An 11177-nucleotide genomic window follows, 5' to 3' on the forward strand; every position below is an offset into this window, starting at 1 on the left:
GTCACACCCGTTCCCATACCGAACACGGAAGTTAAGCTCTTTAGCGCCGATGGTAGTTGGGGGCTTCCCCCTGTGAGAGTAGGACGTCGCTAGGCTATATGATAAAATTATTCCGAAGTAGCTCAGTTGGTAGTAGCACCTGACTGTTAATCAGGTTGTCGCAGGTTCGAGTCCTGCCTTCGGAGCCATTCTTGGAGAGTTGTCCGAGTGGCCGAAGGAGCACGATTGGAAATCGTGTAGGCGGTTAACACTGTCTCAAGGGTTCAAATCCCTTACTCTCCGCCAGCACTTTAAGGATTTTTTATCCCAAACGAAGGCCCCTTGGTCAAGTGGTTAAGACACCGCCCTTTCACGGCGGTAACACGGGTTCGAATCCCGTAGGGGTCACCATTTAATACCCAGATGGAGGATTAGCTCAGCTGGGAGAGCATCTGCCTTACAAGCAGAGGGTCGGCGGTTCGAGCCCGTCATCCTCCACCATTATTTAAATAAATCACCTTATTATCGCGGGGTGGAGCAGTGGTAGCTCGTCGGGCTCATAACCCGAAGGTCGTTGGTTCAAATCCGGCCCCCGCAACCAAAATGGTCCCGTGGTGTAGCGGTTAACATGCCTGCCTGTCACGCAGGAGATCGCCGGTTCGATCCCGGTCGGGACCGCCATTTTTTTAAAAATATGGGTCAGTAGCTCAGTTGGTAGAGCATTAGATTGAAGCTCTAAGTGTCGGCGGTTCGATTCCGTCCTGACCCACCATATTTTTTTTGCCGGTGTAGCTCAGTTGGTAGAGCAACTGACTTGTAATCAGTAGGTCGTGGGTTCGACTCCTATCGCCGGCACCATGAATTTCCCGGAGGGGTAGCGAAGTGGCTAAACGCGGCGGACTGTAAATCCGCTCCTTAGGGTTCGGCGGTTCGAATCCGTCCCCCTCCACCAGTTTTTTATTCATAGGGGCATAGTTTAACGGTAGAATAGAGGTCTCCAAAACCTTTGATGTGGGTTCGATTCCTACTGCCCCTGCCAATTAATTAATTTCATGGCGGTTGTGGCGAAGTGGTTAACGCACCTGATTGTGGTTCAGGCATTCGTGGGTTCGATTCCCATCAGTCGCCCCATTTAATTTAAAACAATAAAATATATAGTAATATGGCGGTTGTGGCGAAGTGGTTAACGCACCTGATTGTGGTTCAGGCATTCGTGGGTTCGATTCCCATCAGTCGCCCCATTTATATATTTAACTTTTGGGGTATAGCCAAGCGGTAAGGCAACGGATTTTGATTCCGTCACGCCCTGGTTCGAATCCAGGTACCCCAGCCATTTTTTTGCGGAAGTAGTTCAGTGGTAGAACACCACCTTGCCAAGGTGGGGGTCGCGAGTTCGAACCTCGTCTTCCGCTCCAATTACTAAGGCGGCATAGCCAAGTGGTAAGGCACAGGTCTGCAACACCTTTATCACCGGTTCAAATCCGGTTGCCGCCTCCATAATTTATTACTCAATCGGTTTATCCGATTTTTTTTATCTCCATTGTGCCGGTGTGGCGGAATTGGCAGACGCGCACGACTCAAAATCGTGTTCCTTTGGAGTGTCGGTTCGACCCCGACCACCGGTATCATATTTAGTAAAGAATCCTTGATATATAAGGGTTCTTTTTTTATTGTAGTAAATTTGTAGAAAGCATTTAAGATCCTCTCAAAATCTATTAATTGAGAGGATTTTTTTATATCCATCATGGATTGTTTATACAGTAAAGAATTTTTAACTTTAGCGTAGTAGCTATGGTTAAATTATTGTAGGAAAAGACATAATGCCTGATAAGTAGTATTTACGATGAACAGAGAGGGTATGACCATGAACAGACACTTTTTTATTGCAGTTCCACTTCCTTCAGACATTAAAGCAGCTCTTAATGAAATATGTGAAAAAATGAAGACAGATTTTCATTTTAAACGATGGGTTCATCAGGAAGATTATCACATCACTTTGGCTTTTTTAGGTCATGCGGATGAAGAGCAATTACAGGCTGTAATGGATGAAGCGATGGAAAATCTTCTGAATGTTTCTCCATTCGAATTAAACATTCAGGGGTTCAATACTTTTGGAAGAAAAGAATATCCAAGAATTTTATGGGTGGATCTGCTCGAATCGCAGCAATTAAAAGTTGTGCAAGAAATAGTATACCAAGACTGTATGAAGGTTGGATTTGAATTAGATAAGAAGCCCTTTGTCCCCCATATCACTGTTGCAAGAAAGTGGGATGAGGCATGCGGGAAAATTCCGTCAGAGGCATTGATGGAAGAAAATTTTCAGCTTCCTAAATTTTTAGTAGAAGAAGTGGTTTTGTACGAATCAAAAATAGAGAAAACCCCAAAATATTATAAAAAAGCTGTCATTCGTTTAGATGGCCAATAATTTTACAATCAGCTCGTAAACCTAAAAAAGAAAGGGTTTATGAGCTTTTTTTGCTGAAGATATTTTATTTTTAATGATTAGTTCATGTTCCGTTCATTTAAGGATTTTATGCTAAGGATGGAAAAAGGAATGGAGGAGTTAAAGATGAATCTTGCGTGGAAAGAAATTAAGAAGAGTAAAGTAAGATTTTTAATATTAGGGTCAATTATTTTTCTAGTTAGTTTATTAACTTTTATTATTTCTGGTTTGGCGAACGGATTGTCACAAGATAATGCCGCTCTAATTAAGGATTTACCACAAGGTCAATTTTATATGAATAAGGATGCAGATCAAACTTATAATCTGTCAAAAATAGATAGCAGTACACAAAATGAAATATTGAGCAAAGAAAAAGATGCTGTAGCTTTTTCATTACAAATGGGCTTTTTAAATGATCAAGACAATAAGCAGCAAAGTGTTGCCTTTGTTACATCGACCGATTCAGCGTTATTTGAAAATGTGAAACGTGGGGAAGTCATATTAGACAGCTCAATGAAAGATAAAGGAATTAAAGTAGGAGATACATTAACGAATAATCAATTTAGTGGCAAGTTTGTAGTAAAGGGATTTGTCGACCAAAAGAAATATAGTCATGCACCTGTTGCCTATATTAATAAAGAGGATTATAAAGAAATTTACCGTGTTGATGAAATGCAGATGATTTTCGTCCCAGACGGAGATTCTTCAAAAGAATTTGCTGGATTACAATCATTTTCAAATAAAGAATTTCTTAATACCATTCCAAGCTATAACGCAGAACAGATGTCATTAAATATGATTGTTTGGTTTTTAGTAGTCATTAGCGGGATGCTGTTTGCGATCTTTTTCTATATGATGAATGTCCAAAAAATCGGCTTATACGGAATTTTAAAGGCCATTGGTTTGAAAACAAGCAAGTTATTCAAAATGATATGGACACAGATGGCCATCATTACAGTTATTTCACTTATTTTATCTGTAGCTTTAAGCCAGGTCTTTAATTTAATAGCGCCAAAAGGAATGCCATTCACTTTAACAATCGCGACAACTATTCAATTATCGATTGTTTTTCTAATTATCGGGTTTATTGGCGCTACAATTTCAGGAATTCAAATTAAAAAAATCGAACCATTACAAGCGATACAGCAAGGAGAGGCTTAATATGACTTTATTTAAAATCGATGAAGTTAGAAAAACGTTTACGAATGGCGAGGTAGAGGAAGAAATACTTAAAGGGATAGATCTCTCTTTAAAAGAAGGAGAAATAACAGCATTAGTCGGTGCATCTGGATCTGGTAAAAGTACGCTTTTGACAATTGCCGCGGGACTTCAGCCTGCAACAGATGGATATGTGATATTCGAGGGGAAAAACTTGTCTACCATGAACGCTGAAGAGGTTCGAAAAGTACGAGCAAGTGAATTCGGGTTTGTCTTTCAGTTTGCACACCTTGTACCTTTTCTTACAGTTGAAGAGCAGCTACTGCTAATGCTAGATGTTTCTGAATCAAAATTGAAGAAGCAGGAACAAAAAAATGAAGTGGATCGATTACTAAAATTAGTAGGGATGGACCATCGAAAAATGGCTTATCCTCAATCATTGTCTGGCGGGGAGAAGCAACGTGTTGCAATTGCTCGTGCAATCATTCATAAACCGAAAGTTCTATTCGCAGATGAACCAACTGCAAGCTTAGATTCACAACGATCAAAAGAGGTTATGTTATTAATTAGGGATTTAACTAAAACGTTAAACATTACTACTTTAATGGTGACACATGATGAAGAAATGCTTGTTTATGCAGATCGTATTATTAAAATGAGCGATGGTGTCATTTTGCAAGATGTTACCTGAGATAGAACAGTAGAAAGCCACAACCACAGCTATTGATGGTTGTGGTGTTTTTTTTTGAATCACCATAACGTGGAGGTGATCTCAGACTAGGCGCAAATTACGAATTTTTTTTAAAAGCCTAGTGTTAAGTTACCAAATCAATAAACTAATGCAGCATATTGTAGAAGGAAAGGAGGAGGTGAGTTGAAATGGCGTTTGTTATTGCCTTAATAATTGTATTAGTAGGTTTAATAGCGGCATTCCAATTAAGCGAAGGAAGATCAGAAAAAGGGAGATATATCGTTTGGGGTATCATTACAATGATAGCGTTTGCACCATTTTTATCATTTTTAATTGGCGTACTGTATGGAATGGTGGTTAGAAATGGTTGGACAGCATCGGTTATGATGATTTTATCTCCTATAATTTTTATCATAGGGCTTATTATATTATTCTTAGGTATTTATAAGATTAATGAAGAAGAGCATAAATAAAGGGGTTAATTCGTTCAGTGTTATTGTTATCTAAATTATAAAGGTAAAAAGCCGCGAGACTCCTAGAATTGTTTTTTTAATATAGTGTAAAAAATGTAGCGAAGGGGACATATACCTTCGTGTCCAACATCCTAAATTTTTTGCCCTGATGCGGGTCGTACCTTGCCGGCGGAAGAGCATAGCGGTTTTTTACCAATTAGAATATTTATGTCAATCGAGCTTTTCGGCTTACTTTACAGACCATTCTCATTAATTCCCTGTGTAACGAAGGGAAGATAGTAAAGACAACATCCATCGTTTTACGCATAGGCATAGGACAAATAATAGGCTTATTTTTGTGCACGCCTGCAATAGCGATTTTTGCTAGTTGCTGTGGAGACATCATTTTTTGCTTTTTCAATTGTTTGGACATCGCCGATTGATCGATATTAATAGCTGTTGCTTTATCAAAAATAGGTGTATCAATAAAAGTCGGACAAAGTGTACTTACCTTGATGCCAAATTCCTCAGCTTCATAGTGCAGTGATGTTGTTAAGCCCACAACAGCATGCTTCGTAGTTGAGTATGCCGCTGAAATAGGAGATGGTCCCAACCCTGCTGCTGATGACGTATTAAGGATATGTCCAAAACCTTGCCTCTTCATGATTTGATACCCAACTTGTGTACCATAAACAACGCCCCATAAATTAATATCCACAATGTCTTTCTAATCGTCAATCGACATATCATAAATTTCACCATACATAGCTATACCAGCATTATTGAACAAATAATCTAATCTTTGAAATTCCTCATATACATTTGTAATGACATGTTCGACATTTTTATAATCGGTTACATTTAATTCAACAAATCGAGCATTTGAAGTATCTTTATTTAGTTCTGCCTCTAGAAGACGTCCATCATGTTCGTTAATATCTGCGATAATGACAAATACATGTCGAACTACTAACTCTTTGCAAATAGCCTTTCCTTTACCTGATGCACCACCAGTAACAATTGCAATCTTTCTCATAATCATCACCCCTCGTATGAATCCCTAATGGACAAGGGCTTCCTACAATTGAAGCTTTTCAATAAAGGCTGTGTATTCTTCCACGACAAGTTCTGCTCCTTTACTATTTAAATGAACGCCATCCAAAGTTAAATGTAGCCCTCTCTTTTTGGATAATCGGTCAATTCGCAAAGGATTTTTATACAACAGTACATCTTTCATCACTCGCATAACATTGGTGTTCATATACTCCGAACTACTAACATGTTCTAATTGATGCTCAAAAACCTCTTGTATATTTAAAAAGCTAACATTTGCATACTTAGAAGAGATGGCCTGAATAATGGAGGAGAGCTCTTTTAATTCCATATTGGGCGTGTTTTTTATTTCCTCTCCTATTAATGCTGGTGTTACTAAAACTACATGTTTAGAGGAGGCTAAAATCATTTCTAAAACATTTACATAGTAATCTTTAAATTCTTGATGATCTTTTGTAACTGGCTGTGCCTGTACTTTCAAAAGTTTAGTGTAGACATCATTGACACCAATCCAAAGAAAGCTTAGATCATAATAAGTAGCTAGCTTCGATTTCTCTAAACGAGTGTGTAAGCTTTTCACTGTCTCACCAGGTTTACCGAGATTATCAAATTCGATATGTTGATGTTTATCTGTTAGTCGTTTAAAAAATGAAACCCCTGGCCGACCTTCTGTTAAGCTGTCTCCGATACATGCAATTTTCACTTATATCCCACCTTTTAGTTCTCTTAATAAAATGGTAACTGCCTGATGAAAGAGTGGCTCTAGTGCTTTAAGCTCCTGCGTATTTGTAAGCTGACATAAACCTCCTAGCCATGTGCCTAGTAGAACTGTCCACTCATCAATATTTCCATTAACAAATTCTCCTCGATCAATGCCTTCTTGAAGGATCGCACGGTAAGCACCCATCGGTACAATCGCTAAATTGTATAGTTGTTGCACTGATTCAGGGCTTGATTTTGGATTGGAAGCTAACTCTTGCCCTGAGCTTAATAAAGGTGTTTGGTAATGATAGAGAACATGTATGGCCATGCCATATAGTTTCTCTGTTGCCGTAGAGTAGGTGCATTCTTTTTGCAGCCATTTGTTGTGCCAAGCTTGCATTGTTTGTTGTGCTAGTAGTACAAAAAGCTTTTCTTTGTTCTCGAAATGGTAATAAATATGTCCCTTGCTGTAGCCTGAAGAGGTTGAAATATCTCCGACTGATGTCTGATTATAGCCTTTTTGAGAAAACAAACTAACCGCATGTTCCATAATTTCAACTTTTGCTTTCTCGCTATCATAACGTCTTTTATTCAATGATTTACTCCTTTGATGATTTGAACGGTCGTTCTAATTTTAATATACGATATTTTACTGTTTGATTAATGGTTAAATACCTAAGTCATCAAGTTTTCACAATTGTGTAATAAAATCTCTCAGATGAAATTGGGATGATATTCGTTAAACCACACGTTATGATGATGAAACTAATAGAGGAAATATCCATCAAATTGGTGAATTATTAATTATACAAAAATTAGGAGGGGGAATTAGATGGGGAGAGTAATAGGGTTTGAATTAAATAGTCAGGAGCCCGAAAAAGCGGCTGAATTTTATGCCAAGGTTTTTGGTTGGAAGGTAGCTGCACCTAATTGGGAATATTGGGCTGTAACAACTGGGGATGATGAGAAATCAGGGATTAACGGGGGTATTGCAAAGGGGCCACATGACTACCCTTTTGGAACACGTATTCAAATTGAAGTAGAATCTATCGATGAGGCTATTTCAAAGGCTACGCAAAATGGTGCCGTTATTGTACGAGATAAAATGGAATTTGATGATTTTTATCTTGCTTATTTGGTAGATCCAACTGGGCTTGGCATCGGCTTAATTCAGAACAAATAATCTGATTAACAAGTCTCTGCGAACGATTGGAGGCTTTTTTGTTAAAAATCACATTGTAAATAATATCTAAAAAAGTATATTGTAAGTAATTGAGAATATGTTAAAAGTAATGGAGAAAGGGAGGGAAAGACATGAAAAAGATGTTGAAAATAGTATTCGCATTATTATTAGTTGTATGGTTAATACCGTTTGAAAGTGTACAGGCAGCGAGCTTCAAAGATGTGTCCAAGGATAATACATTGAAAACAGAAATTGATTACTTAGTGGAAAAAGGAATTATTTATGGCTATCCGGATAATTTATTTAAACCAGATACAAATGTAACGAGAGCGCAAGTAGCTGCCATGCTAACACGTGCTCTAGGATTGCAAACGACGAATGTCAAAGATCCAAAGTATCAGGATGTACCTATTACACATCCCTATTATAAAGAAATTGCGGCAGCGCAAAATGCTGGCATTTTCCTTTCGGCACAGGAATTTAATCCGGATGCAACTCTTTCAAGAGGGCACATGGCAATTGTGCTGCAAAGAGCATTTAAATTCAAAGGGTCTGGGATAAGCTATTTTACAGATGTTTCACCTGAGACAAGTGGCTATAAGGAAATCTCATTAATTGCTAATAATAATATAGCAAAAGGATATGATGATGGTTCATTTAGGCCCAATTTACCTTTAACGCGAGCGCATTTTTCAGCATTTTTAGCTCGTGCATTAACGCTATCGAATCCGAATCTATTAAAAGATACGGCGTATGACTACACGTATTCGCATTATTCGCTGAAAGACAAAAAACAGTATACATTAAAATATCAGTATAGTCATTATGACGATAAGAATGATGTGTGGGCAGTAAGCGATTTGAATTCTAATAAAGTATTTAATGATGAGCTTTTATTTAGCGATGGTGAGTTTTATGGTCAAGCAATTGCCGAAAATGTAAGTTTACATTATGATTTATACTTCGCATTACCACTTAGAATTGGTGTGATTCAACATGAGAATGATGGCGGGGTAACTTCAGGAGTTCGTCTTACTGTTAAAGCAACAGATGGCACTGTCCAAGCAGGCGGTGTCAAATATAGTAATGTAATTGTTCTAGAAGAAAAGTCCATCTACAATGATGGGGTTTCAACTTATTACTTTGTTGATGGCATTGGTTTAGTTAAGGAGCTTTACAATGATGTTGTTGTTTATGAGTTGCTCGATCGTACAGCCAATTAACAGGAAAAGCAAGTCTCCTATGAATGAGGAGGCTTGCTTTTTGTCATGCAGTATCTAATCTAATGTTATATGAAAAAAACGATGAAGTGCTTGTCGCCAATCCTTTTCGTTATGAGTTGAATAGGTCGTTAGGGATTGTCCCTCGTATATACGGAATTCATTGTTAAGCATTGTGTGTCGTCCGCGAGGGGTACGAATCATAGCGATTTTATCTTTTTGTTTAGAAAGTCTTGGCGCAAACTTTGCATCGTTAGCGTCATCGAAAAAACTATAAAGTAAACGCCAATCATGTTTTCTTTGTTCGTACAGCATCCAGCCATTCGCTTCATCTCGTTCAATTTTATAAAGTTCATTACCTTCACGGTATTGATGCCCAGCTATTAGTGGCACTGGCTTACAAGGAGCTACTGCACCTACCCCAACATCTGAAATATATGATTGCCCAGCGAAATGGACAAGCAATAGCTGGTGCATAGGTACATCCTCAACAGGAGTATCTGCTTCAACGTTGCGCCAAAACTGTGCATAACGATTGGTTACAGAAAAGCCAAGCTCGCGAAGTAGCCAACTAAATAAAATATTTAGTTCAAAGCAATTGCCTCCACGATGCTGCATAATAATTTTTTGAAAAAGGTCAGGAATAGCGAAGGAGATGCCATATTTCAAGGCAACATCTAGGTTCTCATAAGGAATAGTATGTAGATGTCGTGTTTGGAGCTGACCAAGTAGCTTAATAGAGGGCTCTAAAGATCCTTGAAATTGAATAAGCTTTAAATATTGCTGTATTTGTGAATTCATAATATCGCCTCACTCCTTATTAAATAACATAACCGAAATGGCTAAAGAATACACGTGAATATTAGTAAGAAAATAATAGAAAAATAGGTAAATAACTAGTAAAATTAAAATGTTAGCTACTATAAAGAAAAATATTTCCTATTAGTTTAGTTAATAATAATGATTGTAAGGTAGGTATACGAATGACAAGCGAAATTAAATGCGAAATGAAATGGATAGAAGTAAATTCATACGATGAAATGAGCGAAGTAGCAGCGGATATTTTCACTAAACAATTACAAGCAAAGCCAGCAAGTATTTTAGGATTAGCAACTGGTGGTTCTCCTGTAGGAATGTATAAGGAATTAGTGAAACGCCAACAAGCTGGAAATATATCTTTTAGCGACGTGATTACTTTTAACCTAGACGAATATGTAGGTCTCGATCAATCAAGTCCCGCAAGTTATTGGACATTTATGCATGAGAACTTATTCAATCATGTAGATATTAAGGAAGAAAATATACATTTACCAAATGGTAAGGCAGAGAATTTAGATGCTGAGTGTGTCGCTTATGATGCTCGAATCAAGGAAGCGGGAGGAATTGACCTTCAGCTATTAGGAATCGGCGTTAACGGACATATTGGCTTTAACGAACCCGGCACATCTTTCGAATCCCTGACTAATATTGTAGAGTTAACAGAATCTACACGCACAGAAAATGCCATCTATTTTGATGACTCTAAGGATGTACCGACGCATGCTATTACAATGGGCATTCAATCTATTATGAATGCTAAAGAAATCGTCCTAATTGCATTTGGTGAAAAAAAACTAGAGGCTATGGAAAAATTAAGAAGTGGGTTCATCACAGAAGATTTCCCAGCAAGCCAATTATTAAACCATCCGAATGTAACGGTTATTTACGGCGGAACAAAATAGAAATTAAGCGTAGACTTTATATTTTTGAAGTCTGCGCTTATTTTTTTGAATTCGAAAGAAGGGCTAAGGTGAAGGGAAAGGGAAAGGGAAAGAATCAGAGCGACGGAAAGAAAAGCCGAAGCGACGGATGGAAAGGCGAGAGCGACGGAAAGAAAAGCTGAAGCGACGGATAGAAAGGCGAGAGCGACGGAAAGAAGAGCCAAGGCGACGGATAGAATTTAGAGCGACGGAAAGAAAGGCTGAAGTGACGGATGGAAAGGCGAGAGCGACGGAAAGAAGGGCCAAGATGACGGATAGAAATTAGAGCGACGGAAAGAAAAGCTGAAGCGATGGATAGAAAGGCGAGAGCGACGGAAAGAAGAGCCAAGGTGACGGATAAAAATTAGAGCGACGGATAGAAAAGCTGAAGCGATGGATAGAAAGGCGAGAGCGACGGAAAGAAGAGCCAAGGCGACGGATAGAAATTAGAGCGACGGAAAGAAGAGCCAAGGTGACGGATAGAAATTAGAGCGACGGAAAGAAGAGCCAAGGTGACGGATAGAAATTAGAGCGACGGAAAGAAGAGCCGAAGCGAC

Annotated in this window: 11 protein-coding genes, 16 tRNA genes, 1 rRNA gene and 1 pseudogene; 24 read left to right on the forward strand and 5 right to left on the reverse strand. The window is 38.5% G+C overall.

Going from position 1 to position 11177, the window contains the following annotated elements; genetic code table 11:
- From rrf to ACQKMI_RS23610, 21 genes are all read left to right on the forward strand, one after another.
- Positions 1–95, forward strand: a 5S ribosomal RNA gene (gene rrf / locus ACQKMI_RS23510); the annotation flags it as partial.
- Positions 96–111: 16 nt separating this feature from the next.
- Positions 112–188 (forward strand) — tRNA-Asn (locus tag ACQKMI_RS23515).
- A 5-nt stretch (positions 189–193) separates the two neighbouring features.
- Positions 194–285, forward strand: a tRNA-Ser gene (locus tag ACQKMI_RS23520).
- A 30-nt stretch (positions 286–315) separates the two neighbouring features.
- Positions 316–390: transfer RNA gene (locus ACQKMI_RS23525), tRNA-Glu, on the forward strand.
- Between the two features lie 14 nt (positions 391–404).
- Positions 405–480: transfer RNA gene (locus tag ACQKMI_RS23530), tRNA-Val, on the forward strand.
- A 25-nt stretch (positions 481–505) separates the two neighbouring features.
- Positions 506–580 (forward strand) — tRNA-Met (locus ACQKMI_RS23535).
- 4 nt (positions 581–584) lie between these two features.
- A tRNA-Asp gene (locus tag ACQKMI_RS23540) sits at positions 585–660 on the forward strand.
- Between the two features lie 15 nt (positions 661–675).
- A tRNA-Phe gene (locus tag ACQKMI_RS23545) sits at positions 676–751 on the forward strand.
- Between the two features lie 10 nt (positions 752–761).
- Positions 762–837: transfer RNA gene (locus ACQKMI_RS23550), tRNA-Thr, on the forward strand.
- Between the two features lie 10 nt (positions 838–847).
- Positions 848–931: transfer RNA gene (locus tag ACQKMI_RS23555), tRNA-Tyr, on the forward strand.
- Between the two features lie 13 nt (positions 932–944).
- Positions 945–1018, forward strand: a tRNA-Trp gene (locus ACQKMI_RS23560).
- A gap of 16 nt (positions 1019–1034) precedes the next feature.
- Positions 1035–1110, forward strand: a tRNA-His gene (locus ACQKMI_RS23565).
- A gap of 34 nt (positions 1111–1144) precedes the next feature.
- Positions 1145–1220, forward strand: a tRNA-His gene (locus ACQKMI_RS23570).
- Positions 1221–1237: 17 nt separating this feature from the next.
- Positions 1238–1312 (forward strand) — tRNA-Gln (locus tag ACQKMI_RS23575).
- A 7-nt stretch (positions 1313–1319) separates the two neighbouring features.
- A tRNA-Gly gene (locus tag ACQKMI_RS23580) sits at positions 1320–1394 on the forward strand.
- A gap of 8 nt (positions 1395–1402) precedes the next feature.
- Positions 1403–1476 (forward strand) — tRNA-Cys (locus tag ACQKMI_RS23585).
- Between the two features lie 47 nt (positions 1477–1523).
- Positions 1524–1604, forward strand: a tRNA-Leu gene (locus tag ACQKMI_RS23590).
- Between the two features lie 239 nt (positions 1605–1843).
- On the forward strand, positions 1844–2404 hold the full coding sequence (gene thpR, locus ACQKMI_RS23595; protein ID WP_427492864.1) for an RNA 2',3'-cyclic phosphodiesterase: 561 nt from the start codon (positions 1844–1846) through the stop codon (positions 2402–2404).
- A gap of 144 nt (positions 2405–2548) precedes the next feature.
- On the forward strand, positions 2549–3583 hold the full coding sequence (locus ACQKMI_RS23600) for an ABC transporter permease (RefSeq protein WP_427492866.1): 1035 nt from the start codon (positions 2549–2551) through the stop codon (positions 3581–3583).
- Position 3584: 1 nt separating this feature from the next.
- On the forward strand, positions 3585–4271 hold the full coding sequence (locus tag ACQKMI_RS23605; protein ID WP_427492868.1) for an ABC transporter ATP-binding protein: 687 nt from the start codon (positions 3585–3587) through the stop codon (positions 4269–4271).
- Between the two features lie 188 nt (positions 4272–4459).
- Entirely contained in the window at positions 4460–4744 is a 285-nt protein-coding gene (locus tag ACQKMI_RS23610) for a hypothetical protein (RefSeq protein WP_427492870.1), read from the forward strand.
- A 205-nt stretch (positions 4745–4949) separates the two neighbouring features.
- On the opposite strand, the pseudogene ACQKMI_RS23615 reads toward ACQKMI_RS23610, so the two are convergent.
- From ACQKMI_RS23615 to ACQKMI_RS23625, 3 genes and pseudogenes are all read right to left on the reverse strand, one after another.
- Positions 4950–5765: pseudogene (locus ACQKMI_RS23615) on the reverse strand (SDR family NAD(P)-dependent oxidoreductase).
- A gap of 36 nt (positions 5766–5801) precedes the next feature.
- On the reverse strand, positions 5802–6479 hold the full coding sequence (locus ACQKMI_RS23620) for an SGNH/GDSL hydrolase family protein (RefSeq protein WP_427415610.1): 678 nt from the start codon (positions 6477–6479) through the stop codon (positions 5802–5804).
- Positions 6480–7073 carry a TetR family transcriptional regulator C-terminal domain-containing protein gene (locus ACQKMI_RS23625; protein ID WP_427492872.1) on the reverse strand — a complete coding sequence of 198 codons (594 nt, stop codon included), beginning with the start codon at positions 7071–7073 and terminating at the stop codon, positions 6480–6482. It lies immediately after the preceding gene.
- A gap of 237 nt (positions 7074–7310) precedes the next feature.
- Between ACQKMI_RS23625 and ACQKMI_RS23630 the strand changes: the two genes are divergently transcribed.
- Positions 7311–7661 carry a VOC family protein gene (locus ACQKMI_RS23630; RefSeq protein WP_427492874.1) on the forward strand — a complete coding sequence of 117 codons (351 nt, stop codon included), beginning with the start codon at positions 7311–7313 and terminating at the stop codon, positions 7659–7661.
- Positions 7662–7792: 131 nt separating this feature from the next.
- Positions 7793–8884: an S-layer homology domain-containing protein gene (locus ACQKMI_RS23635; RefSeq protein ID WP_427492876.1), complete on the forward strand. Its 1092-nt coding sequence runs from the start codon at positions 7793–7795 to the stop codon at positions 8882–8884.
- Positions 8885–8938: 54 nt separating this feature from the next.
- Here the strand turns inward: ACQKMI_RS23635 and ACQKMI_RS23640 are convergent, their stop codons facing one another.
- A complete protein-coding gene (locus tag ACQKMI_RS23640; protein WP_427492877.1) occupies positions 8939–9682 on the reverse strand; it encodes an arylamine N-acetyltransferase family protein in 744 nt (247 codons plus the stop codon).
- A gap of 206 nt (positions 9683–9888) precedes the next feature.
- Between ACQKMI_RS23640 and nagB the strand changes: the two genes are divergently transcribed.
- Positions 9889–10602, forward strand: coding sequence for a glucosamine-6-phosphate deaminase (nagB, locus tag ACQKMI_RS23645; RefSeq protein WP_323649984.1), 714 nt, complete (start codon positions 9889–9891; stop codon positions 10600–10602).
- A 63-nt stretch (positions 10603–10665) separates the two neighbouring features.
- On the opposite strand, the gene ACQKMI_RS23650 is transcribed toward nagB, so the two are convergent.
- Entirely contained in the window at positions 10666–10887 is a 222-nt protein-coding gene (locus ACQKMI_RS23650) for a hypothetical protein (RefSeq protein WP_427492879.1), read from the reverse strand.
- Between the last annotated feature and the right edge of the window lie 290 nt (positions 10888–11177).

It is taken from the genome of Lysinibacillus sp. NPDC097214 (genome assembly GCF_050277945.1).
GTDB classification, from domain to species: Bacteria; Bacillota; Bacilli; order Bacillales_A; family Planococcaceae; genus Lysinibacillus; species Lysinibacillus xylanilyticus_B.

What these genes read in the sequence shown, in the direction of transcription:
- ACQKMI_RS23605 (WP_427492868.1), top strand. Translation starts at nt 3,585, where the DNA reads ATGACTTTATTTAAAATCGATGAAGTTAGAAAAACGTTTACGAATGGC.
- ACQKMI_RS23635 (WP_427492876.1), top strand. Translation starts at nt 7,793, where the DNA reads ATGAAAAAGATGTTGAAAATAGTATTCGCATTATTATTAGTTGTATGG.
- thpR (WP_427492864.1), top strand. Translation starts at nt 1,844, where the DNA reads ATGAACAGACACTTTTTTATTGCAGTTCCACTTCCTTCAGACATTAAA.
- ACQKMI_RS23600 (WP_427492866.1), top strand. Translation starts at nt 2,549, where the DNA reads ATGAATCTTGCGTGGAAAGAAATTAAGAAGAGTAAAGTAAGATTTTTA.
- ACQKMI_RS23610 (WP_427492870.1), top strand. Translation starts at nt 4,460, where the DNA reads ATGGCGTTTGTTATTGCCTTAATAATTGTATTAGTAGGTTTAATAGCG.
- ACQKMI_RS23630 (WP_427492874.1), top strand. Translation starts at nt 7,311, where the DNA reads ATGGGGAGAGTAATAGGGTTTGAATTAAATAGTCAGGAGCCCGAAAAA.
- nagB (WP_323649984.1), top strand. Translation starts at nt 9,889, where the DNA reads ATGAAATGGATAGAAGTAAATTCATACGATGAAATGAGCGAAGTAGCA.
- ACQKMI_RS23640 (WP_427492877.1), bottom strand. Translation starts at nt 9,682, where the DNA reads ATGAATTCACAAATACAGCAATATTTAAAGCTTATTCAATTTCAAGGA.